Origin of the sequence: Streptomyces sp. NPDC001904 (genome assembly GCF_040297005.1) — a bacterium.
In the GTDB taxonomy this organism is placed as follows: Bacteria; Actinomycetota; Actinomycetes; order Streptomycetales; family Streptomycetaceae; genus Streptomyces.
Window position 1 is genome coordinate 1 of sequence record NZ_JBEOYI010000015.1, and the last position, 24,639, is coordinate 24,639.

General features: G+C 66.1%; 14 protein-coding genes and 1 pseudogene. 10 read left to right on the forward strand and 5 right to left on the reverse strand.

Annotated features, from left to right (window positions below):
* Positions 1-77: 77 nt before the first annotated feature.
* Together ABT127_RS23215 and ABT127_RS23220 are read right to left on the reverse strand one after the other, a co-directional pair.
* A pseudogene (locus ABT127_RS23215) lies at positions 78-725 on the reverse strand (potassium channel family protein); the annotation flags it as partial.
* Complete coding sequence (locus tag ABT127_RS23220) at positions 725-1,396, reverse strand: potassium channel family protein (protein WP_111662526.1); 672 nt, start codon at positions 1,394-1,396, stop codon at positions 725-727. The pseudogene ABT127_RS23215 and the gene ABT127_RS23220, both read right to left, overlap by 1 nt.
* A gap of 421 nt (positions 1,397-1,817) precedes the next feature.
* On the opposite strand from ABT127_RS23220, the gene ABT127_RS23225 reads away from it, so the two are divergent.
* Positions 1,818-3,863 carry an APC family permease gene (locus ABT127_RS23225; protein ID WP_351453206.1) on the forward strand — a complete coding sequence of 682 codons (2,046 nt, stop codon included), beginning with the start codon at positions 1,818-1,820 and terminating at the stop codon, positions 3,861-3,863.
* A gap of 119 nt (positions 3,864-3,982) precedes the next feature.
* Positions 3,983-5,311, forward strand: a complete 1,329-nt coding sequence (locus ABT127_RS23230) for a class I SAM-dependent RNA methyltransferase (RefSeq protein WP_351453209.1) — start codon at positions 3,983-3,985, stop codon at positions 5,309-5,311.
* Between the two features lie 120 nt (positions 5,312-5,431).
* Here the strand turns inward: ABT127_RS23230 and ABT127_RS23235 are convergent, their stop codons facing one another.
* Both ABT127_RS23235 and ABT127_RS23240 read right to left on the reverse strand, forming a co-directional pair.
* On the reverse strand, positions 5,432-6,799 hold the full coding sequence (locus ABT127_RS23235) for a hypothetical protein (protein ID WP_351453211.1): 1,368 nt from the start codon (positions 6,797-6,799) through the stop codon (positions 5,432-5,434).
* A 609-nt stretch (positions 6,800-7,408) separates the two neighbouring features.
* Positions 7,409-8,650, reverse strand: a complete 1,242-nt coding sequence (locus ABT127_RS23240) for a hypothetical protein (protein WP_351453214.1) — start codon at positions 8,648-8,650, stop codon at positions 7,409-7,411.
* A 199-nt stretch (positions 8,651-8,849) separates the two neighbouring features.
* On the opposite strand from ABT127_RS23240, the gene ABT127_RS23245 reads away from it, so the two are divergent.
* The 8 genes from ABT127_RS23245 to ABT127_RS23280 all read left to right on the forward strand — a co-directional run bounded on the left by ABT127_RS23245 (position 8,850) and on the right by ABT127_RS23280 (position 21,438).
* A complete protein-coding gene (locus tag ABT127_RS23245) occupies positions 8,850-9,185 on the forward strand; it encodes a hypothetical protein (RefSeq protein WP_351453217.1) in 336 nt (111 codons plus the stop codon).
* Between the two features lie 1,185 nt (positions 9,186-10,370).
* Positions 10,371-12,890, forward strand: coding sequence for a hypothetical protein (locus ABT127_RS23250; protein ID WP_351453220.1), 2,520 nt, complete (start codon positions 10,371-10,373; stop codon positions 12,888-12,890).
* A gap of 702 nt (positions 12,891-13,592) precedes the next feature.
* Positions 13,593-15,248 carry an Eco57I restriction-modification methylase domain-containing protein gene (locus ABT127_RS23255; RefSeq protein WP_351453223.1) on the forward strand — a complete coding sequence of 552 codons (1,656 nt, stop codon included), beginning with the start codon at positions 13,593-13,595 and terminating at the stop codon, positions 15,246-15,248.
* A gap of 18 nt (positions 15,249-15,266) precedes the next feature.
* Positions 15,267-15,974: a PaeR7I family type II restriction endonuclease gene (locus tag ABT127_RS23260; protein ID WP_351453226.1), complete on the forward strand. Its 708-nt coding sequence runs from the start codon at positions 15,267-15,269 to the stop codon at positions 15,972-15,974.
* A gap of 165 nt (positions 15,975-16,139) precedes the next feature.
* The gene (locus ABT127_RS23265) at positions 16,140-16,850 is read left to right on the forward strand and encodes a PaeR7I family type II restriction endonuclease (protein WP_351453229.1); all 711 of its coding nucleotides are present in this window, start codon (positions 16,140-16,142) and stop codon (positions 16,848-16,850) included.
* A 510-nt stretch (positions 16,851-17,360) separates the two neighbouring features.
* Complete coding sequence (locus ABT127_RS23270) at positions 17,361-19,241, forward strand: ATP-dependent nuclease (RefSeq protein ID WP_351453232.1); 1,881 nt, start codon at positions 17,361-17,363, stop codon at positions 19,239-19,241.
* The gene (locus ABT127_RS23275; protein ID WP_351453235.1) at positions 19,238-21,145 is read left to right on the forward strand and encodes a UvrD-helicase domain-containing protein; all 1,908 of its coding nucleotides are present in this window, start codon (positions 19,238-19,240) and stop codon (positions 21,143-21,145) included. The genes ABT127_RS23270 and ABT127_RS23275 overlap by 4 nt, the downstream gene beginning before the upstream one ends.
* A gap of 53 nt (positions 21,146-21,198) precedes the next feature.
* On the forward strand, positions 21,199-21,438 hold the full coding sequence (locus tag ABT127_RS23280; RefSeq protein WP_351453238.1) for a hypothetical protein: 240 nt from the start codon (positions 21,199-21,201) through the stop codon (positions 21,436-21,438).
* A 924-nt stretch (positions 21,439-22,362) separates the two neighbouring features.
* Here ABT127_RS23280 and ABT127_RS23285 read toward each other — a convergent pair.
* The gene (locus ABT127_RS23285; protein ID WP_351453240.1) at positions 22,363-23,214 is read right to left on the reverse strand and encodes an ISL3 family transposase; all 852 of its coding nucleotides are present in this window, start codon (positions 23,212-23,214) and stop codon (positions 22,363-22,365) included.
* Positions 23,215-24,639: the final 1,425 nt, after the last annotated feature.

Sequence of the window (24,639 nt, forward strand, 5' to 3'; positions counted from 1 at the left end):
AGCGAGGGCACGCAGGCGACCTGCGCGGAGCGCACCAGGTCGACGAGTTCGGCGTCGCTGATGCCCTTCACGAACTCGAGGAGGTCCTCCAGCTGCTCCTCGCGGGCCTGGGCGGCCACGAACAGCAGTTCGTCGCCCGCCTCCAGGGAGTCCTCCTGGCTCGGGGCCAGGACGCGGGTGCCGCGGATGATCGTCACCAGGGACGTGTCCTCCGGCCACTGGACGTCGCCCACGCGCGTGCCGGCGAGCGCCGACTCGGGCGGGAGCGTCAGCTCCACCAGGTTGGCGTCGCCGTGGCTGAAGCGCAGCAGGCGGACCAGGTCGCCCACGCTGACGGCCTCTTCGACCAGGGCGGACATGAGGCGCGGGGTGGAGACGGCGACGTCGACGCCCCACGACTCGTTGAACAGCCACTCGTTCTTGGGGTTGTTGACCCGGGCGACGACGCGCGGGACCCCGTACTCGGTCTTCGCGAGCAGCGAGACGACCAGGTTGACCTTGTCGTCGCCGGTGGCCGCGATGACCACGTTGCAGCGCTGCAGCGCCGCCTCGTCCAGGGAGGTGATCTCGCAGGCGTCGGCGAGCAGCCACTCCGCCTGCGGGACGCGCTCGACCGAGATGGCGGTCGGCGCCTTGTCGACGAGCAGAACCTCGTGCCCGTTCTCCAGGAGCTCGCCCGCGATCGAGCGGCCGACGGCTCCGGCTCCGGCAATGGCGACCCTCATCAGTGACCGCCCTCCCCTTCAGGGCCTTCGGCGAACGCCGCCTCGACCTTCTCGACGTCGTCCGTGCGCATCATCACGTGGACGAGGTCGCCCTCCTGCAGCACCGTCTGCGACGTGGGCAGGATCGCCTCGCCCAGCCGGGTCAGGAACGCGACGCGCACGCCCGTCTCCTCCTGGAGTCGGCTGATCCGCTGGCCGACCCAGGACTCCGAGGCGTGCACCTCGGCGAGCTGAACACCGCCGGTGGGGTCCCGCCACAGCGGCTCCGCGCCGGACGGCAGCAGACGGCGCAGCATCTGGTCGGCGGTCCAGCGGACCGTGGCGACCGTCGGAATGCCCAGGCGCTGGTAGACCTCGGCGCGGCGGGGGTCGTAGATCCTCGCCGCCACGTTCTCGATCCCGAACATCTCGCGGGCCACGCGGGCGGCGATGATGTTCGAGTTGTCACCGCTGGAGACGGCGGCGAAGGCGCCGGCCTCCTCGATGCCCGCCTCGCGCAGGGTGTCCTGGTCGAAACCGACACCGGTGACGCGGCGGCCGCCGAACCCGGAGCCCAGACGGCGGAAGGCCGTCGGGTCCTGGTCGACCACGGCGACCGTGTGGCCCTGCTGTTCCAGGGTCTGGGCAAGCTGGGACCCTACCCGGCCACAGCCCATGATCACGATATGCACGGCCCTACCCCGCACTCCTCATAGGCCTACTGACCTGCGTAAACGTCCTGCTCATGTCTCTCTCTCGCGGCTCGGTCCAGCCGGTGTGGCTCGATCTCGGGCACGGTGCGGGCTTGTGTTGCGGCTCGCGTTCTGGACCACCGTATCGGCAATGGGCGCGATCTCGACCTTCGCGTGGGGGCACCGGATCGTCCGGGTGCGGCGCCGGGGTGGAAGTGGTGGGGGAGCGGAGAGGGAAAGGAGGAGAAGGAGCGGAAAAAGCGAGGCGTGGGGAGAGGCGGGACAAGGGGTTCGGAAGGGGCGTGACAAGGGGGAGAAGGAGAGAGACGGGGAAGTCCGGGAGGAGGGCTCGGGCGAGGGCTGAGGGCGAATGGGGGTGGCGGGTGGGCGACCCCCCGTTCGAACGCTTACGATCCTCTGCGTGTCCAAACTGACCGACGTGCCCAAACGGATCTTGATCGGGCGCGCACTGCGCAGTGATCGGCTCGGAGAAACGCTCCTGCCGAAGCGCATCGCACTCCCCGTTTTCGCCTCCGACCCGCTCTCCTCCGTCGCGTACGCGCCCGGCGAGGTGCTGCTGGTCCTGTCCATCGCGGGCGTGTCGGCGTACCACTTCAGCCCCTGGATCGCGGTCGCGGTCGTCGTGCTGATGTTCACGGTCGTCGCCTCGTACCGGCAGAACGTGCACGCCTACCCCAGCGGTGGCGGCGACTACGAGGTGGCCAACACCAACCTCGGCCCGAAGGCCGGGCTCACCGTCGCCAGCGCCCTGCTCGTCGACTACGTCCTGACCGTGGCCGTCTCCATCGCCTCCGGCATCGAGAACCTCGGCTCCGCGGTCCCCTTCGTGGTCGAGCACAAGGTGCTCTGTGCCTGCGCCGTCATCGTCCTGCTGACGCTGATGAACCTGCGCGGGGTGAAGGAGTCCGGGAAGCTCTTCGCCATCCCGACGTACGTCTTCGTCGCCGGCGTCTTCATCATGATCGCCTGGGGTGCCTTCCGCGGGCTGATCCTCGGCGACACCATGCGGGCCCCCACCTCCGACTTCCACATCAAGGCGGAACACCAGGGCCTCGCGGGCTTCGCCCTGGTCTTCCTGCTCCTGCGGGCCTTCTCCTCCGGCTGTGCGGCCCTGACCGGCGTCGAGGCGATCTCCAACGGCGTTCCGGCGTTCCGCAAGCCGAAGTCGAAGAACGCGGCGTCCACGCTCGCCCTCATGGGCGCGCTCGCCGTCACCATGTTCTGCGGCATCATCGCGCTCGCCATGACCACCAAGGTGCGGATGGCCGAGCACCCGGCGACCGACCTGATCCACAACGGCGTCGCCGTCGGCGGAGCCTACGTCCAGAACCCGGTGATCTCCCAGGTCGCCGAGGCCGTCTTCGGCAAGGGCAGCTTCCTCTTCATCATCCTCGCGGCGGCGACGGCCCTGGTCCTCTTCCTGGCCGCCAACACCGCGTACAACGGCTTCCCGCTGCTCGGCTCGATCCTCGCCCAGGACCGCTACCTGCCGCGCCAGCTGCACACCCGCGGCGACCGCCTCGCCTTCTCCAACGGCATCGTGCTGCTCGCGGGCGCGGCGATGCTCCTGGTCGTCATCTACGGCGCGGACTCGACCCGGCTGATCCAGCTCTACATCGTGGGCGTCTTCGTGTCGTTCACGCTGAGCCAGACCGGCATGGTCCGGCACTGGAACCGCCACCTGCGCTCCGAGCGCGACGCCGACAAGCGGCGCCACATGGTCCGCTCCCGTGCGATCAACGCCTTCGGCGCCTTCTTCACCGGCCTGGTCCTCGTGGTCGTCCTCGTCACGAAGTTCACCCACGGCGCCTGGGTCGCGCTGCTCGGCATGTGCATCTTCTACGCGACGATGACCGCGATCCGGAAGCACTACGACCGGGTCGCCGAGGAGATCGCCGCGCCGGAGACGCCGTCCGACGACAGCGTCCGCCCGTCCCGCGTCCACTCGATCGTCCTCGTCTCGAAGATCCACCGGCCGACGCTGCGGGCCCTGGCCTACGCCAAGCTGATGCGCACGGACACCCTCGAAGCGCTGAGCGTCAACGTCGACCCGGCCGAGACGAAGGCGCTGCGCGAGGAGTGGGAGCGGCGCGGCATCGAGATCCCGCTCAAGGTCCTCGACTCGCCGTACCGCGAGATCACCCGGCCGATCATCGAGTACGTGAAGAGCCTGCGCCGCGAGTCCCCGCGCGACGCGGTCAGCGTGATCATCCCCGAGTACGTGGTCGGCCACTGGTACGAGCACCTGCTGCACAACCAGAGCGCGCTCAGGCTGAAGGGGCGGCTGCTGTTCACCCCGGGGATCATGGTGACGTCGGTCCCCTACCAGCTGGAGTCCTCCGAGGCCGCCAAGAAACGGGCCCGCAGGCGTTCCGAGTGGAACGCGCCGGGCGCCGTGCGCCGCGGCCCGGTCGAGAAGCGCCCGAAGGAGCCGAGCGGCAAGTAACGCCGTTCCCGAACGGTCGGCTCCTGGTGAGCGGCCGGGTGACAGCCACGTAGACTGGACGGCTGTTGTCCGGCCGCTTCTCCGTTTGTGGCCTCCCCTGACGTACTGGAGCCCCCGCCATGCAGGCAGAACCGACGAAGTCCCTGGTGGGGAAGGAGTACGAGGTCGAGGTCGGCCCCGTCGCGCACGGTGGCCACTGCATCGCGCGCACGGCCGAGGGCCAGGTCCTGTTCGTCCGGCACACGCTGCCCGGCGAGCGGGTCGTGGCGCGCGTGACCGACGGCGAGGAGGGCGACCGCTTCCTGCGCGCGGACGCCGTGCAGATCCTCGACGCGTCCAAGGACCGCGTCGAGGCCCCCTGCCCCTACGCGGGACCCGGCCGCTGCGGCGGCTGCGACTGGCAGCACGCCAAGCCCGGCGCCCAGCGCCGGCTGAAGGGCGAGGTCATCGCCGAGCAGCTGCAGCGCCTGGCCGGGCTCACGCCCGAGGAGGCCGGCTGGGACGGCACGGTCGTACCGGCCGAGGGCGACAAGCTCCCGGCGGGCGAGGTCCCGCAGTGGCGTACGCGCGTCCAGTACGCGGTGACCGAGGACGGCCGCGCCGGTCTGCGCCGCCACCGCTCGCACGACGTCGAGCCGGTCGAGCACTGCATGATCGCCGCCGAGGGCATCTCCGAGCTGGGCATCGAGAAGCGCGACTGGACCGGCATGGAGTCGGTCGAGGCGATCGCCGCCAGCGGCTCGCAGGACCGCCAGGTCATCCTGAAGCCGCTGGTGGGAGCCCGGCTGCCGATCGTGGAGCTGGACAAGCCGGTCTCCGTGATGCGGGTCGGCGAGAAGGACGGCGGGGTCCACCGGGTCCACGGCCGCCCGTTCGTGCGCGAGCGCGCCGACGACCGTACGTACCGCGTCGGCAGCGGCGGCTTCTGGCAGGTCCACCCCAAGGCGGCGGACACCCTGATGAAGGCCGTCATGCAGGGCCTGCTCCCGCGCAAGGGCGACATGGCCCTCGACCTGTACTGCGGCGTCGGCCTCTTCGCGGGCGCGCTCGCGGACCGGATCGGCGACAAGGGCGCGGTGCTCGGCATCGAGTCCGGCAAGCGCGCGGTCGAGGACGCCCGGCACAACCTCTCCGGGTTCGACCGCGTCCGCATCGAACAGGGCAAGGTCGAAGCGGTGCTGCCGCGCACCGGCATCACCGAGGTCGACCTCATCGTCCTGGACCCGCCCCGGGCCGGCGCCGGCAAGAAGACCGTCGCACACCTCTCGACGCTGGGGGCCCGCCGCATCGCGTACGTGGCCTGCGATCCGGCGGCTCTGGCGCGGGATCTGGGGTACTTCCGGGAGGGCGGGTACCGGGTGCGGATGCTTCGGGCGTTCGATCTGTTCCCGATGACCCATCATGTTGAATGCGTCGCGATCCTTGAGCCCGCCGAAAAACGCCACTGACCTGCTGTTTTAGCGAGTGTGCGTTATGTGCGTTGTGTGCGTTACGGGCGATATCTTGACGCATGTTCGACGCATATTTGACGCACGTGACGCACGTTTGACGCATGAACTGATGGCTCGTCAGGGCCCCTCTTGATTGGCTGACGGTTCATCAGGTCCGGTCTGGAGGTCTCTGGCTTCCCGTCGTTGGGGGCTGCGGGAGACCTCGGTTCGCGAGGGCCTCAGAGGGGCGAGGTACGGCGCAAGATCCGCGCTGCTGGGTGCCGGTGGCGAGGGCAGCTTTGGTGTCGAAGTGGTTTCGGTGAGTTGCTGAAGGTGGGCGTCTGCGAACGCGAGCCACTCCTCGATCGCGGTCCTTTCCTGCCCGGGGGGCAGGGATGCGTTGTGGTCGCGTACTGCTGTGACGAATTCGGTCAGGCGCTTGGTTTCGTGCCAGGCGTCTGCCTGCTTTTCGAGGTGCTCGATGCGATAGGCGTTGGCGTATGCGGCGTGTGCTCTGAGCAGGGCGCTTTCCCGGTTCTGCCGTGCCGCCTCCTGGGCTTGCTCGTCTGCGTGCTGGCGTTGTGCCGCGGCTTCGCCTCGGAGGTCGACTTCCTGCGCAATTTCGGCGAGTTGGTCTTCCAGAGGGCGGCCGTTGAGGTCGGCCCATTCGCTGCCGCGGTGCGGGATGCCGCCCCGGAGGGTGAAGCGCAGCCTGTCGGCGGGGGTGTAGTCGAAGCGGGGGATGCGCATCCACGTGTGCTTTTCGGCGTCGGCGCGTTCCTTGTCGGTGGGGATGTGTTTGCTGTGGTCGTGTTCCTGTAGGACGAGGACGTTGATGCATTCGGCTTGGGCGGTGATGGTGAAGTGCGGTGCTGCCTGTCGACGATGGCGGGGCGGGGGAGTGTTTGGAGCTGGGCCGAGCGTGGTCGTGTGGCCCTTTGATTCGGCGGTGGTAACAAGGGCTTGGATGAGGCGCAGGGCTCGGTTGTAGACGGATTTGGTCAGCTCCATGCGCTGGGGGCGTTTTTGGAGGGCCGCGACCACTGGATGGGGTTTGGTGAGTCTCGCGGGCACGTTGATGGGGGTGAGTTCGGTGAGTCGCCATGTGGGGATGTTGACGAGCTTGATTTCGTAGCCGCTGTAGGTCTGCTTCCCGCGCAGTTCCTGTGAGTGCGGGATCTTGCCGGACTGGCGTGCGGCGCTGATCCGCGATGCCCAGTTCACTGCGCGCGGGCCGGATTCGTTTGCCTTGACGAGGCGGTTGTTGTTGGCTGTCAGTTCTTCGAGGAGCTGGTCGGTGTAGTTCGTGCGGGTCTTCGGCGTGGTTTGGGGGTGTCGTGTCGCCAGATCCTCCGGCGCCTCAGGTGCTTCGGCGTCGTGGTCCCGTGGGCCGATACCGGAATCGGCGAGATACTGTCGTCCCTTATCGGTGAGCTCGGCGTTCCAATACCCACGCCGTTTGGTGACTTTGATCAGTCCTCGGCATTGCAGAGCCTGAGCGCTCACCTTGTACGTACTGTCCGGCCAAAACCCGGAGGGGCACCCTTGACTCACCCAGGAGAGTACGGCGTGCTGCCGCTCGTTCAGGTCCCCGTGCACGCGGCCCTCCCACGGTTGTGTACCTGCGCTGCCCCGCTCATGATGCCCGTTCCCGTTTCGGGAATTCAGGCAGGCTGAAGGACAGTGCTTCGTTCAGATGACATCTACGGGTGAGAGGCCGTGAGTTCGGCCAGTGTCGGGTACGGTGTCGGCGGCCGGGGCCGCTCGCCCGTGGAATGGGCGGGGTGCGCGGGCCTGTCACGGACCCTCGGCGGTCCTCAGCGCGCGGCTTCGCGCACCTAGACAACTCGTTGCCTTTTAGCGGCCCCCGATTGGCAAGTGCGATCATGCTGGCATCCAGCACCGGGAGTGCCCTGGTCTTTCCTAACGAACACCAGGGTTACAGCCTCTGCGTTGCCGCGCAGACCCCACTGTGGGATCTCAAACTCCGTGTCGGAATCTCACGGTCGGTGTCGGATGGAAGCCGGATCCGACACCATGCTGAGATTCGCAGTTCGCAGTAGGCAAGATAGAGTGCGGTCAGTGGGTTGCTGCTTTTCTACGCTGGTGCCCCGTTCACTCGTCGGGGGACTTCGTTGCCAGCGGGATGCCGCACCGCCAGCAGCCGTTCGCGTGGTCGTCCCCGCAGACGTAGCCGATGCCACCATCCACGCACCATTCGGCGGCCTCCTCGGACAGCAGGTCGGGCCCGGCATGGAGCAGCCGACGGAGTTCCGTGGTGTCCGCGATGTCGGCCGGGCGGTTGGTGAACCACTCGTCGAACCAAGGCTTGTCTCGGTGCACGTTCCAGCGCGAATTCTCCCGGTCGTCGACAGCCGTAGTGAACCGATCGACGACGCGCCCCCAACTCGGTGTTCCGAACCAGCCGTTGTCGGACGCGCAGAAGAATTCGATCAGGGTTCGCAGGCCGAACGTCTTCTCGCGAAGGCAGTACGCCCGCCCCCAAGCGATCGCGTCCTGTGCCATCTCCGCGAGTTCTTCGCGCGGATCAGCCTCGTGCGCCGGGTCGTCAGGATTGTGGCAGGCCAGCCCGAGCTCGAGAACAGACTGCCCGGTCGGTAGAACCCGGGACGGGTTGATGATCGTGAGACCGAGACCGATCCAGTCGACATGGTCGAACGACAGCAGCGAGCGCACGAGTCGGGTGGTTGCCGTGTTGATCCGCATCATTGTGCCGTCGTGAAGCGGACTCTTCCCGGCATGCCAGTTCTCGATGGGTGTGTTGCGCCACACCGCGAGCGTGATGCGGGTGGCAGCGAGCCACAGCAGCGCGTCGTCGTCGAGATGCCCGAACCGCTTGGCGCACTCCTGGGCGCCGTAGGGAATCAACTCTTCCGGTTTCGGCCACCTGTGGCTGTCGGGCCCTTCAGGCGCGTACTCGTAGTCGTCGGCGTACTCGTCGAGGATCGCGCTCAACTCGGCAGCGCTGTAAGCCTCGCTGTACTCGGAGCTGTCCGGCTCCTCGACGGTGTACATGTCGTGGTCCCAGGAGACGTACACGTCGCGCCAGAGCACTACGGCATCGCACTCGCCGGCGTTGTCCGTCACAACCGGCCTGATGGTGATCGGGGCAGTACGCCCGTCGGTTCGCTCGCCGTCCTTCTCGGCGGCCCATGCGGTGATGACGCCGAGCGGCTTCGGAAGGAGAGGACCGACCTCGGTGATGCTGAACGGCTCGTCGTCGTCATCGGTGTCGAACCGGCTGTTGACGAACGCGACCGCCTCGGAGGGCGTGCTGACGAGGGACTGGCTACCACTCTCGTTGTCAACCACTCGCCACAACGGGCTGTTCTTCACGATGCTCTCCGATCGCGGTGAGCGCACCCGGGGCGGGTGCGATGTGCCGGGTCGCTCGGCACTGACTCCGATTATGGGCTGATCAACCCATCCGTAGTCCCGAAGACGGTTGTCTGCGACAACGTTCGGTACGTTCGCGTGCAATCTGCTTTTCGCGACCGCGGCAACACAGCGGAGTCTCACAGCGGAGGAGGCGAAGATGGCGCTGAATAAGAAGGGTTCCCGGCGCATAACCGTTGACGGGATCGAGTACCGCTGGCGGATTCGCAGGAAGCCCTCCTACATGCAGGGCCTCTGCTGGACACCGCTGACCTATGCGGTTGAAGCGGCCAGCGGCAGCCAGCCGGGCACGACCTTGATCGTCACCAGCGGTCAGGCTCATCCCAGCAACTGGGTGGGCGTCGAGGCGGAGCCCATTCGTCCGGCTCACGTTGTTGCAAGCATTCGAGAGGCACGAGATCGAGGCTGGGATCCAACCCGGGTCGGTTCTCCTTTCCAGCTCGACCGATCCGCAGGATTCATCGCCCAGTCATGAGACAGAGCCGTGTGCCAGCACTCGACGCAGGAGAGAGCGGCAGGTGGTCGGGCTCTCCAGATTGCGGCCCAGTCGAGCCCGCAACCGAGATCTGCCAGGTGGGCAAAGACCATTCCCCACTGTGCGTGCAGTGCCCTGAACGCCATCACTCCCCCTGCTGCCCTCAATGCCTTCCATGCGTAAGCCGTCGATGACACCGATCTCGGTGCAGCGCAACTTCCGCTTCCACCTGCCGGATGCCCCAGGAGAAGACCGATGGCTGCGCCTGGACGAAGTGGCGCTCCCGCCCACCACACCCGCGGCGTACCCGCATACCTCCTTGCTCGGCTCTGAGTAGTCCCTTGCCGAGGTTCCGATCGCTTGACCGCCGGTGGTACGGGAGCTCAGGGTTCCCGTCTGTGCGCTGAAGCCCCGGGTGGGCAGGTGGGTGCGGTGCACTGGGCCGACCGAGGCGCCGGAGAACCGGAGACGTGCGCCCTGGGTATGCGCGGAGTCGTGTCGTGCGCGGCCCGGGTCTCGCGCCCGTCAGGGAGGGCGGCTGCGATCATGTCCACGACCTTGCCGCCGCTTGCTTCGATGCCGACCCAGCGGATCTTCGGCAGAGACATGGGCGCCCCTCCTGTACTCGGAGCAAGGCGCTGACGACGCGCTGGTCCTCGGAGAGGAAGACGTGGCAGCCCGGGAGGTAGCAGGTCCGCCAGAGATCCAACGCAGCCAATTGCTTGGCTTCTGTTCTTCGTTGACGTCGGAGAGCCAGATCCGGGTGAAGTCAGTGGTGACCCCTGCGGCGGTGCATTACCTTAACCCACCTCAGGAAGGGGCGAGTTGGGAAGGCAATCATCCGAACCAGTGAAAGTGGGCGGCCTGGGATCGCGGCGTCATCAGCCGTAGTGGCAGGCTCCGTGGTGCACGTCGGTGGCTCATCACCGGCGTCCGCCTCATGCCGCTACCGGCGGAGCAGGAGCAAGCTGCGAGATGTTCAGGTGCCGCAGAGGCACTGTTGAGCTGATCGTTCCTCGGGCGTTGGCAGATGGACTGTACGGGGCGAGGACCGCCGCACTCTCATTCACGGGTGTCGGCCCGTCCCTTGCCGGCACGAGGCTTCGGCGCTCGGGCGCGTGACACGCTCCCGACGGACGGGAGCTTCTGTGTTCGCCCGGGACGCCCGGGTGGAAGGACAACACCATGGTCGCGAAACGACCTGATGGCATTTTTCCGTACATCGGCACCGAAGCCTGGGGCCGGAACCTCGCAGCTGCCATCGAGAACACCTGCGCGGAACACAAGGTCGTACCCCCTCCCCGCCAGGCGATCACCGAGGGTCTGGCCACCGCTCTCCCGGACACTGAGATCAAGGGTCTGATCACAACCCGGAACAGCAAGAAGGTACTCAAGCCCTCGGCCTACCGTCTCGTACAGGCGGGCGAGGAGCAGGTACTCCTGCTCATGTGCGACGTCCACGGTGCTGCGGTGGTCCCGTGGGACCTCAACGACCGCACCGTCAACTGCTGGTCGCCGCCCGTCGCGGAGGCTGGCCAGCGCGTCAAGGACCTCATCGCCGCCGAGTTGGCGCTGCACGAGGCCAGGAAGACCGCGAAGTCTGCTGACAAGGAGCGGGAGACTTGTCGCCGCGCGGCCGGGGACAACACCTACACCGCGCAGGCCCTGTCGGCGGCCGAGCAGAAGCACGATGAGGCCGGGCGCTGTGTACGGGAACTCGAAGGTGAGCGTCAGGCCCTCCTCACTGCCCTCGGTGGCCGGCGGCCGCGTCCAGTGGTCCGCGCCGCGGTGGAGGACGGGGAGCCGAAGGCGGCGCTGGCTCTCTCCGAGCAGCCGTACGAGGTGGCCTTCCACATGCAGCGGTACGCCGTTGAATGTCTGGAGCGCGCCGGGAAGTCCCGCGGCTACGACCTGGCCGAGTCGCTGGTGGACGCGGGGCAGCTCTCCAAGGGTATGAACGTCCTGCAGCAGTGGCAGATCGTCCACTCCGACGGCACGGTGTCGAAGCTGTGGCGGCTGGCCGCCGTGACCGGGAATAACCGTGTGCTGGCCCGTCTGAACATCTTCCGCGTGCGTCCGGAGCACCTGGTCACTGGGATGCCCCAGTCCCTCCTGCCGATGCCGAAGGACAGGAAGGCTGACGCCGGGCGTCTGCTGCTGAGCCAGCGCGAAATCCTGAACCGGCTCTCCGACAAGCTCAACGAGGCCGGCGCTAAGCCAGAAACGGAGGCCAGCGACCCTTCAGTCCGGGCTGGAAAGATCGCCACAGTGTCCGCGGAGATCGTGATCGGCTGCACCAAGCCGGCGGGGTTGGAACACGTCCTGCGGACGCTGAACGTCAACGACCACCTGCGTGGCATCCAGCCCTACGACGAGGACGCGCGCCTGATCGCCCTCTTCGCGACGCTCGTCGACTCCTACACCCGCGAATCCCTTCTCATGGACGCGCTCGCCGAGGCGTTCCCCGACGCGCGCGGCGCAGACCTTCTCGATCTGGCCGGGGTACGCGACGCGCTGACGGCCAACGGACCGCTCGACCCGCTCGTGCCGCTGACTCCTGCGGACGACGACGCCTCCCCGGCAGTGCTTCGCGACATCGCGGTGCGCGCCATCACCGCGCTCGTGTTCCCCGACATCCCGCCCGAGGGTGTGAAGGTCACGAACGCGCGTACCGACACGGGACGGTTCTGGCCGATCGTCAGGGGGACGCTGCAGGAGCCGGCATGGAGTCAGACCAAGGCGAAGACAGCGGAGGCGCGTACTCGTCTGTGGTCCGCCGCCGTCGCCCAGCTGTTCCTGCACCGGGGCAACATCCTCTCCGCTCAGGGCTTCTTTGGCGTCCAGGAGACCGCGAAGGGCGCCGGTCAGGACCCGCGGTCCCTCAAGGCGCTTTTCCTCGGGGCAAAGGCCGGCGATGCAACCGCGTGGACCGCTCTTGTCAAGCGGATGGCCCCGGCGCTGATCCATGCCCCGCAGTCGTTCATCACTCCCGGCCAGGGCAGTGAGGCGGGCGACGGCCGCAAGGGCGTGCGCCGCACCCCCAAGAGCGCCCTCGCCGCCCTCACCCTGGCGTACACAGCGGGGAGCGCTCCGGATATCAGCAGGGCTCTTCTCCTCGCGTTCGCGAAGGCCGTGCTGGAACACCCGGACGCGGTACAGCCGCCGGAGTCGGAGGACGGCACGCCTCTGATCTGTTATGGGGAGCAGCACTGGGTCGAGGACCGGACGCCCATCACCGCGGGGATGGTGATCGCTCCTGATACTGAGGGGCAGCCCACCAACTACGTTGCCGACAAGGCGTGGTTCGACGAGACGTTCCCCGTGGAGCTCGGCCGCCCCGCCCCGGCCACCCCCGGAAGCACCGCCCACTCTTCCACGGCCGGCGCAACCAGCACCGACCCCACTGCTACCACCGCACACGGCGTACCGCTGGCTGACCCTCGTGATCTGCTGGCTACGCTGCGGAGGGAACTGCCCGCCCGCGTCGAGCTCGTTGAAGGGGGCTATCAGCAGGCGGTGGACTCCGCCCACACCCTGATGACCGACTTCGAGGAGGCACACCGTCTGCGAGTGCAGCTCGGAGAGGATGCACTCCCGGCCGAGCAGCGGATCGAGTGGATGGAGAAGCTGACGAAGGTACGGGCCGCGGCCCAGGCCAGCATGGCGACGCTCGAACAGGTGGAAGCGCTGATCCTGCTCGTCTGAGCGATGAGGTAAGACCCGAGTTTGTCGGGTACGGGTGGGCCCCTGGGAGCAGTTGAGGGGCCCACCTGCTGTTTTCACCAGAGGCGTGCCAGACCCCGGCGTTTCGCCGCGCTGCCCCGGCCAGTCGCGAGAGTGGTCCAGGGGCGCGTCCCGAGGGGTGGCGGGCCGGCCCAGGCGGCGCGGCCCTCTCGCTGTGCGGCAGGCGGAGGGGGAGGGTGACCAGGCCCGGCCGGCAGTTCGGGGTACGCACCGCGCCGTCGGACTCCGTATTGCGGGCGTTCCGCTTGCCTCTGTTCCAGGACAGGTGAATTCCGCGGGGCATTCGAGCGGGATTGACTCGGTGGCGAGGGGTTCGTGGACTTGCCGCCAGCGCGTCCACATCACCGTTCGAGTCCCGAGTGTCCGGCTCTCCATAGAGCCCAATGTCATATATTTCGAGGTCGGAGTTGCGGCGAAATGTAAGTTCGCTGGAGGCAGACGCGTAGGACTGGAAGTATCTTGGCGAGGCATGTCACAGTTGCCTCTTCGTGAAAACCGCAAGCCCTCAGAAAGGTATTCTTTTTTATGGCGAATGTTGCCTCTGCTGCACTTCAGATCCCTCAAGCTGCGTGCTCGAAGGACGGAGGGGGCCTTCCGGCAGGTGCGCTTGGTGATGCCCACCTCGCACCGGCCTCTGCCGGCGGAGGCGATAGCCTCACGGGTGTGTCTTTCACCAGCTCACCTAGCGCCACTGCCCACGCCGAGGCCATCCCTGCCGAGGCCGTGGCCAACGGCGAGGTCTACACTCGCCGATGGGTCGTCGACATGATCCTCGACCTGGTCGGTTACACCACCGACCAGGATCTTGATCGATTGACCATCGTCGATCCCGCCTGTGGTTCTGGCGCGTTCCTTCTGGGCATCGTTGAGCGTCTGAGCACGGTGTGTCGAAAGCTTGAACGGGACCTCCCCATTGAGGGGGTCCGAGCTCTCGATCTCCTGAGTCGCAACGTGAAGGCAAGCCGCGAGGCGGTGGCGGACGTCCTTATTGCGGATGGCTGGGACCGTGAGACGGTGCACACTATCGTCAGTCAGTGGATTCGCCATGGTGACTACCTTCTTGACGACATGGGGAAGGCTGATTTCGTTGTCGGAAATCCTCCCTATATTCGATTGGAAGACGTCCCTGACCAGCGGATGCGGCTTTACCGACAGGGTCATCCTTCCATGGTTGGCCGGTCCGATATTTACGTCGGATTCTTCGAAAGAGGACTCGGGTCCCTCACAGATGGTGGGGCACTCGGATTTATCTGTGCGGATCGTTGGATGCGCAACCAGTATGGTCGCGAGCTGCGCAAGCTGGTTGCCGACCGCTTCAGCATGGATTTCGTTGCAACCATGCATGACGTCGATGCTTTCGAAGAGCAGGTGTCGGCATACCCGGCGATCACGATCCTGCGTAACCGCCCCCAGGGCGAGGCTGTTGCGGTCGACACCACGAAGTCCTTCGGGGCAGATGAGGCCCGTCAGCTGATGAGCTGGATGGGTGACGAGGATCGCGCTGCCGCGAACACAGGGAGCTTCAAGGCGGCCCGACTGCCGCACTGGTTCTCGGCAGCAGACTCCTGGCCGGCTGGAAGCCCCGCACGCCTGGCCCTGCTTGAGGACCTCAACGACCGGTTCCCCGTGCTTGAAGAGACCTTGACGAAGGTCGGGATCGGCGTTGCCACAGGATCCGATGCTGTCTTCCTCACCGAGGACGCGACCCTCGTGGAGAGCGACCGGCTCCTCCCCATGGCGATGGTGAAGGATGCCAAAAGCGGGCACCTGGAGTGGCACGGCACCCACATGGTCAACCCGTGGGACGAGAACGGCGAACTGGTAGACCTTGCCAAGTACCCGAAGCTGAAGGCGTACTTCGAGACGCATCGGACGGCACTCGAAGGCCGATACGTAGCGAAGAAAACGCCTGACCGCTGGTACAAGACGATCGACAAGATCGACGCGAGCCTGACCGGCCGGCCAAAGCTGCTACTCCCGGACATGAAGCTAACAATTCATCCTGTACTGGATGAAGGTGGCTATTACCCCCACCACAACCTTTACTACATTGTGTCCGATGCGTGGGATATCAAGGTTCTAGGGGGACTTCTTCTGTCTCGCGTGGCCCAGACCTTCGTCGAGGCGTACGCCGTCAGGATGCGGGGCGGCACACTCCGCTTCCAGGCCCAGTACCTACGGCGCATCCGGGTACCTCGCCCCGAGACCATTTGTCAGACCGATGCTCTAGCGTTGGCGCACGCGTTTGATCACCGCGATGTGCAAGCTGCCACGGAGGCGGCCCTCCATGTCTACGGGATCGAGCGCATCCCGGACTGACGCTGACATGGGGGACCGATGAGCACCCAACCTAACTGGGACAACAACGCGTTGAACCGAGCCGTCCACACGATGTGGGCGGCCCGGTCGCATGGCACTCAAAGCGGGAAGCACATGGCTGCGGTCGAAGACCTCGTGATCACATCCGCGGTCGAGGCTTGCAAGGGCACTCCCATTACCTTCTTGAGAGGCGAGGCCGCCACACTCCCTGGAGTCTACCGACCACGCAAGAACTGGGACCTCGTCGCCTTGGATGACGACCGTCTCGTCTTTGCCATTGAGATGAAATCCCAGTCCGTGGAGAAGATTAGTAACAACGCGAATAATCGAAACGAAGAGGCCATAGGGAGTGCCACCGACCTGCGCCTGGCCCACAAGAAAGGGCTCCTCGGGAGGGATCGAGGTGATTCCCATAGGCCCTGGATCGGGTACTTTTTCATCCTGGAAGAGGCGATTCAGTCGACACGGCCCGCTCGGCAGCAGGTGAGCGCCGCTCTACCTACGGATTCCGCTTATGGGACTCACCCGTCCTATGAAGATCGATACCGCCTGCTTTGTGAACGCTTGCTGGAGAATAAGCTCTACGATGGAGCGTGTTTCCTCCTCTCGAATACCGATCCTGACGCTGTGGTCAAGCAGTCTGACCCGAGCTCCGGCATTGATTTTGGTAGCTTTATGGCATCCCTTGAAGGCTATCTCGCAAAATATTGTGCCAACAGGACCTGAACCGAGGCGGGCCTGGGCTTGGGTCTGTTTCAGCCATTTCATGCGCCGAGACGGCATGGTCCACTAGCCTGATCGCTGGCTTCGGCGTTCGAGGCCCGCAGCGTCGAGAGCTGTGCCGGTTTCGTGCGGCCTACCCGTTGGCTGCGCGCCGATTGTGGCGGGACCATGGACGGTAAATTCGAACTCGCAGTCCGCAAGTACTGGGAGACGCGAGAGCAGCAGACGGCGAGGCAGATCGCCGAGGGGAAGCAGGATGCAGGGCTTCGGGGCGCCGTTACAGGCGGCGCCCACCTCGATGCCCTGACGCAACTGATCGTGGAACACTTCGTCGACGTACTCGGTTACCCGGCCAGCTCGATATCCCTGGGCAAGAAGGCCGAGCTACCGGGCTACTATCGTCCAACCAAACAATGGGACCTCATCGTCAAGAATGGAGCTCAGCTGGTTGCGGCTATCGAGTTCAAGTCTCAGTCTGGGCCATCGTTCGGGAACAACTTCAATAACCGGACAGAAGAGGCAATCGGTAGCGCCGTAGATACTCAGCGCGCCATCTCGCATGGCCTTCTGGGTGATGCCCGGCCCTGGCTCGGATATGTCTTTCTGCTGGAGGATGCGGAGGGATCCACCCAGAGCGCGAAGCGAGACTTCAAACCGAGCTTCAAAGTGGATGAAGCGTTTGAAGGGCGACCTTCCTACGCTGACCGCTATCAAGTACTCTGCCGAAGGCTCGTCGAGGAAGAACTCTACGATGCCGCCTGTTTTGTCTTGGCCCCCAAAGATCCCGAACGGCCTATCAGTCAGCCCGACTCGCAGCTAACCTTCGCGGGATTCATTGAGTCGCTCACGAAGCATGTACGGAAAGAGCCGGGGCTCTAACCGGCGGTACCTTGACCGTGTGTCACGAGTTCTCCGGCTAATTCTGGAAGGTGCTCACCGCAAAGCGATGGGGACCTTCTGTGTCGACTGGTCTGCCGTGGAGGGAGCGGGGCAGGGGTATTGCAAAGTTCCTCGATCTTATAAGTGTGCTGGTCAGGCGATGCCCAGGAGAGTTGAGTAGGCAGGTGAAAGGCTCGTCGGAGACGTGGCGAAGGCTGGCGCCGATGAAGATTTGCAGGACGGGCTACACAACAGCTCAGCCTTCAACACCCCGCTCGTGCAGAGGAAATGTCCGCTCCGAGCCTTCCGCAAAACGCATTAACGGCCCGTTGTCGTCGCCGGGGGAGCTGCCCTCGCGGCGTTGGCGCCCACCGGTCTGCCGGATTCCCCCGGGCGGGACCACGAAGAGCGTAGGATTCCGGAATTATCGATCAAGGGCCGCGCCGCCCGGGGGTTCCCTTCCGGGGGAAGAGGGTGCCGTGGCCTCTATCGGCGGGGGACTGTGTGTACTTGGCGCATCTGCGGGTCGAGAACTTCCGCGTCTTCGGACCTGCAGCGACGGGTGATGGCGAGCGGAGTGATTCGCTGAGCCTGTGGTTCACGGCTGGGACGAATGTGCTCGTGGGGGAGAACGACAGCGGGAAGACGGCGATCGTCGACGCGATCCGGCTGTGCTTGCAGTCCGCGGCGGCGGACTACTACCGGGTCTCCCAGGACGACTTCCACCTCGGGAATGACGGGAGGGCAGAAACCTTCACCATCGGGTGCTCCTTCACCGACCTGTCGACCGAGGAGCAGGCAGTCTTCCTGGAATTGCTCACCCACGACCGCGAGGGCACCGCCTGGTTGTGTGTCACGTTCAAGGCCCAGCGGATGGATCCACTACGCAACCGTGTCTCGGTCACCACCCGGACCGGACCGGACGGCAACGGCCCCGCCCTAGACGGCGCAGCTCGCGAACTCCTGCGCACCACCTACCTGCGCCCCCTTCGCGATGCGGAGGCGGAACTACGCTCGGGCCGTGGGTCACGGCTGTCCCAGATCCTCGCCGGCTACCCGGCGATGAAGGACCAGGACGTCGACGACTTCGACCCGACCGGTGATGAGCCCCCGTCGACTCTGAGGGGAATTCTGAGGCGGGCTGAGTTCGATATCCGCAACAACAAGGCTGTCGCGGAGGTGAGTGAGGACATCAACTCGGCATACCTGCAGCGGTTCGCGATTGGTGACGACGTCCTGCGCGCCAAGATAAGCGTTGCCACGGACGCGACGCTGGTCCGCGCGCTGGAGCGGCTGGAACTGAACCTCTTCACAGCATCCGACGAGTGGACGCGCCGCGGACTCGGTTACAACAACGCCCTGTTCATGGCCGCGGAACTGCTCCTGCTGGGCAAGAACGAACTGGCTCCTCTGCTGCTGATCGAGGAGCCCGAGGCGCACCTCCACCCCCAGCTGCAGACCCGGATCATGGACCTGCTGCGGGACAAGGCGCAGAGGCCGCAGGAAGGTGACAGGGCGCCTGTGCAAGTCATCCTCACCACCCACAGTCCCAACCTCGCCTCCTCGACGCCGGTCGAGTGCCTGACCCTCGTCGCCCGCGGACGCACCTTTCCGCTGCGGCGCGGTATGACCCGCCTGAACGATGGGGACTACGCGTTCCTGACCCGGTTCCTGGACGTCACCAAGGCGAACATGTTCTTCGCCCGCGGTTTGGCGATGGTCGAGGGAGACGCCGAGGCGATCTTCCTGCCCGCGCTCGCCGACGCCCTGGGCATGCCCTTCAACGAACACGGGATCAGCGTGGTCAACGTCGGCCACGTCGGCCTCTTCCGCTACAGCCGGGTCTTCCAACGCGCCGGTGAGCAGATCCCGGTCCGCGTGGCCTGTATCCGCGACCGCGATCTCGTGCCCGCCGGCACTCCCGAGGTCATGAGAGGCAAGCTCGCGCGCTGGACCGATATGACGGAGGAGGAGATCTCCGCGTACGTCACGAACCTCACCACCGGCGACGACGGGCCGGTGAAGACATTCGTGTCCGACTGGTGGACGCTGGAGTACGACCTCGCGGTCACGTCCTGGACCATGGCCAGGCTGATGTACCGCGCGGTCAAGCTGGCATCCGTAGCTGCACGGTCCTGGCCGGACGCCGACAAGACGGGGAAGGCCATCGCACGGGCCGACCGGGTTGTCGACACGTGGATAGGGCAGGGCCTTTCCCTGGAAGAGGCCGCCCTGAAGATCTACCGGCCGCTCAAGCTGGATAACGTCAGCAAGCCGATCACCGCACAGTTCGCCGCCCAGCTGCTCGACTCGACGCCGCTGGTGCGCAGCGATGTCCCGCCCTACCTGCTCGAGGCTTTCACGTACCTGTGCGGCGAGGTGGCCCCGTGATCCGCCCCTACCTGCCCGATGCCTTCGCCACGTACAAGGTGGAGGCCATGGTGAAGTTCCTGGGGCTGGATCCGCTCGATGCCGAGCAGTGGGACTTCCTGCAGAGCGAGAGCACCCAGGACCTCCAGGCCGCCCCGGGGTCGGGCAAGACAACCTTGATCGGACTCAAGCTCGCCCTGATGGCCGACGCGTGGACCTCCCCGACGCGCGGGGTGTGCGTGCTGTCGCACACCAACACGGCCAAGAACGAGATCGCCGATCGAGTGGGCCTTCTCGCCGCAGGACGCAGCCTGCTGCGCTATCCGCACTTCATCGGCACCATCCAGTCCTTCGTGCACACCTTCCTCGGGCTGCCGGCCGTGCGGGCCAAGAGAGTGGAGGTCCGGTCCGTCGACGACGCGACCTTCGAGACCGCAGCGCTCCGGCTCCTGCAGCGCCCCGAATACTCCACCCTGCGCAGCTATGTGGGGCACCACCAGCACGAGGGCACCGGCATCGTCACCGGGGCGACGTTCACCTACCGGGACGGCGAACTCGCGGTCACTGGAGCGGCCAGAGATCTGCCCTTCGGCGCCCAGTCTCCCAGCGGAAAAGAACTGGACCACCTCAAACGGACTCTGGCACGCCGGGGTATCTTCCGCTTCCAGGACATGTACGCCATCGCCCAGGAGTATCTCGCCCGGCACCCGGATATCGCCGCGGCGGTTACCACGCGCTTCCCGTTCGTTCTCCTCGATGAAACGCAGGACACCAGCGCCACCCAGCACAAAATGCTGGACCTCGTGTTCGGTTCCTCATCCACCGTCGTGCAGCGGGTGGGCGATACCAACCAGGGCATCTACAGCGACGCGGCCTCCGTAGGAGGGCCCGCCTCTCTGTTCCCGCTGCCGGGGGCCCCGGAGCTGCCGGTCAGCCGCCGCTTCGGGCCGCAGATCGCGGCCGTGGCAAGCCGCCTGGCCGTCCGGCGGCCCCAGCAGGTCCGCGGAGCCGGCCCCGACGGCCAGGTGGCGGTTCTTCTGTTCGACGAAACCACGGTGTCTGAGGTCGTACCGACCTTCGAGCGCATGGCCGCTGTGGCCGTCCCCGAGGACGTCCTGGTGCGGCGTCCACCGCGTGCATTGGGTGCGCGACAGAACCCGAAAACCTCACCCGTCTACCCGCAGTCGATTTCCTGCTACCTGCCCGGCTACACCCCGACCAGCCGCCCGACGGCTCACCGCACCCTGATCGACGCGGCCCGCGCTGCAAGCGCCCGTTGGAGGACAGGCCCGGACAGCAACGAAGCGGCCACCGAGTTGTGGAATGCCGTGCGCGCGTCCGTCTCGTCACCGGCCAGCGACGGCCTCCCGGCCCTCGGCCGCCTGGAGAGGTCAATGGCGACGACCGGAGGCAGAGTGCGCATCCTTCTGCGTGAACTCCTCCTCAACGCAGACGAGTTCGACGCAGCGAGCTGGACAGAAGTCACCGAGCAGCTGGCTGCCCAGCTGAAACTCCTCAACGGCTGCCAACTACGCGAGCCTGGAATGGAATTCACCACCGCTACCGCGGCAGGCGCGGCTCTCGGGCCCGCTCCCGCGGCCGTCGCCGCAGTACCGGCGGCGCGGGCCGTACCCGGGACCATCCAGAGCGCGAAGGGTGAGACCCACGCGGCAACACTGATCCTGGAGTGCCTGGGGAAGACAGGCAGGAAGTTCGACGTGACCGAGGCGCTACGCATGATCGCCGAAGGGAGCGACCCGCTGCGCGAACTGAAGAGCATCCAGGCCGCCGTGCAGCTCGTCTTCGTCGGCGCGACACGCCCTACCCACCTTCTGGTGTTCGCCGCCCACCGCGACCGCAGCAAAAAGTACGCAGACGCGCTGGCCGGCGCTGGCTGGGATATCCGGGACCTCACCGAGCACTGAGCCTTCGCCAACTTGAATTCGCAGGTAAGGGGCCGGGTTGGCCGGTCCTCGGGATGCTCGTGCTGGCCGTGGGCGGGACCACCGTTGGCGGTCAGCCGCTGCGTGGTCTTCTGCGCCCAGCGGGGTTCCTCGCGGTCGAGGCGGATCAGGACGAGGGTGTTCTCGGTGATGGTGTGCCAGGTCTCGGCTTCCAGTACGCCGCGATCTCTTCGGTGTCGGGGGGCGGTGATTGTGGCGACGACGGCGCTCGCGTGGGTGGGGTGGGTATCGAGCAGGACCTGGGCGTCGAGTGAGGGGCCGGGGCCGCGGCCTGATCCAGGTTCGTGCAGTCGTGCCGCCCTGGGCAGCTGCTGCCGTCGACCGGAACCCTAACGGCCGCTGGAGTGCGATGGGCGGTCTGGTTTCGTGAGGGACTGCCTGGGGCCTAATGTTTGAATGGCATGCCGGGTGCTTCATGCGTCAAGAAGCCGCACGTAACGCACACAGCGCACGTAACGCACGCGAGCGTTTTGCCCAGATTTTCCGCCGCAGGGTGCTGACCTGGGGCTACTTCCACGGGTTTGTGCTCCACATGTTTCGCGATGACCCATCATGTTGAGTGCGTCGCGATCCTCGAGCCTGCCGAAAAGGGCGCCTGACCTGCCGTTTTAGCTGGTGTGCATTATGTGCGCTGTGGGCGTTACGGGCGATATCTTGACGCATTTTCGACGCATGCTGGGCCCTTCTGACGCACGTTTGACGCACGTTCTGATGAGGTGTCAGCCGTGCGTTTCCCCAGCTGAGGGTGTATCGAGTACGACTTGAGGGGTCTCCCTCTTTACTGCCTCTTGGCGAACTCGTGCTCGATATGGCCTGACTTGGGGCTCGGTCGGAACGGGGTCCGTACGGGTTCCAGTGGCCGAGGACTGGCTTGAGGTCGTCGCCGCTGGGCTTCGGTGGGAGTGCAGCTTCGGCGCTGCGGCGGACTCGGTGATCTGCTGGAGCCGGGCGTCCGCGAAGGCGAGCCACGCCTCGGTCTCTGTCCTTGTCTGCCCTGTTAGCAGCGCCGCGGCGTGTTCGCGTACCGCTGTGACCTATTCGGTCAGGTGGCTTTGTTCGTGAGAACGGGGTTCTGGCACAGATCTTGGGAAGCGGTCGCGGAGCGTCACCGCGGTGTTCGATCGCGAGGGCTCGGATTCGCGTGAGACCGGGTCCACCTCGCGGCTGGGAGTGCTGACCTAGCCAGGTTTGATGGTGCAGGACGGCTGCGCGGTGCGCAGGCAGTCGCGGTGGGCGACGATGCAGGTCTCCGCGGCCCGGCCGAGGTTTTGCCAGAGGTGAAAGCGATCTGCGATCTGGAGAGCCCCGGTGGCGCCGAGCCGAGCCCCTTCGGCGTAGGCGCCTGCCCGGTCGCGGCAGATGATCTCCACGCCGGGATGGGTGGTGGGCCACGCGGCCAGCGGTCCCGCTTCCCGGGTCGGCGGGACATCGACCACACGGTGAGTCTCTCCGCAGGTCAAGACGGTGGAGTAGGTCTGGCCCCGGCGGTTGGCGAAATCGTCGACACCCAGTACGCGGGGCACCGGCAGGGCAGGGTCGGGCAGCGCCGTCACCCGTCGCAGCAATGTCATCCGGCTGGCCGGGATGGCGAGCACGGCGGCCAGCCGTGCTCCGGCCCGCCCGGCCAGTGCCAGCCCGATGCGCTCCACCACCGCGTGCAGGCGGCGGGCGTACGGCGCGGTTACCGTCGCGAACTGCTCGGCCAAGGTACGCCGTGGAGAGGTGGCGTTGTCACATATGAACCGGCGGACCCGCAGCGCGAGCACCACCGGGTGGTCGCCGAGCGGGAGGTCACGTGGGCGGCGCTGGTGGGTGTCGTGCACCCGCGCCGCGAAGCGGCCGCAGCCCGGGCACGTGCCACCCGCCGCACATCCCCGGCCTGTTACCCGGACGAGGCCGAGCGCAGTGGGCGACAGCTCCACGGTGATCTCGTCGAGGAAGTCGGCGAACAGTGCTCTGTCCCAGTAGAAACCCTCCAGGGCAGTCCATATCCGGCACCGTCCGCCGGTAGGCAGGAGGTGTGACTGCACCGACGAGGACCTGATGGAGCGTCAAATGGCGCTCCTGCCAGCAACGGTGAGCATCCTCCGGGACTGCGAAGGCCACGGGATCGAACGGAACTCTCACCCTCCGCGACGGCCCTCAAGATCTGTGCCGGATCCCCGATCTCCCCGAGAGACCTGCAGAACACATTCAGTCGCTTCTGACCTTGCGCCTCCCGCAGGTCGACGTCGACGGCAGCGTGGAAACGGAAGATTGTGACAGCGCGGCCTCCGATCGGGGGGTCGGTAGCACCTCCTCCTTTCGGGGTAGTGACACTTCCAGCCCTTCTCTGTGACGAGATCGAGGGCGGCCTGCCAGTGCTCCACCGAGGCATCCGGGACATGCAGGTCCGGCAACGACCTCTATGTCCGGGATGAAGATGCACGTCACGTCATCCCGCGGCAGATCGGCCACCGCGCCAGGCTGCCTGGCTCACCGACCCGACGCATCTCCCTTTCCCCTGCCAAAAGTCATAGGGGCTCACCCTTCGGAAGCCCGACTCCCCGAAGTGGCGCAGGAAGTGGATCTTCGGGAGAAGGCGGCTGTCACGCAGGCAAGGGGTGAACCACAGGACAATTGGATGGGTGTAGTTGAGGCGAGCGATCCCCATTTACGTGCGTTTCTCGTTGTCGCTGCAAGCAGGTCTCCCCCTGGAGCCGAACCCAACGCCAGGGGGAGGATTTGCCAGGCGAGGCTTGTTGTAGGACGTCCAGAACGCCTGCCGGCGCAGCCGGTCGTCCTCAGGGCAGCGGCCCCAGTAGCCGACCGGGGCCAGAGTGGCAGCACGGCTCGAACGGCTTCCACGAGTCATCGTCCGCGATCACCGGCTGGGTCGTCACATCTCCGAGAGCTGCCCGCTCGTGACATTCACGCCCGACCAGGACCGTTCAGTGAGATCCTGTGACGAGCTCTCACGGCCGCAACTCGCACGAGGCCAACAGGCACAGGTTTCCTCCCTGTACGAGCCCTATCCCGCCGGACGTGTGGCCCTCCGATCCGATGGAGCACCGGGAGAGCGGGCACAGGTTGAAGCCCTGTGAGCCTTGGTAGTCCTTGAAGCCCGCTGCCCTGTCGTCCATGAGCGGCGAGGAGTGCGCTGCGTTCTTCGCAGCCGCTGCGGCAGACGTATCAGCTGCTGACGCGCCAGTTGCCCCTGCGAGGCCCAACGTTGCGACGCTGCCGACCATGGCTATACCGCTCAATGCCCTGCCCCACGCTGATCGATACATCGAGTGTGCCCTCTCGTTCGAATGGCGGCGAGCTGCCGCCGCGGTGCCGTACGTCGTTGATCCGTAGCCCTCCCGTGCGATGGATGGGTACGCGTTCGAGGTCCGATGCGGACGTTCTGCGCAGTAGTAACAAAGGGTGTCTCGCGTCACACACCAATCCGTAGTCCCATGCGTCTCGGATTA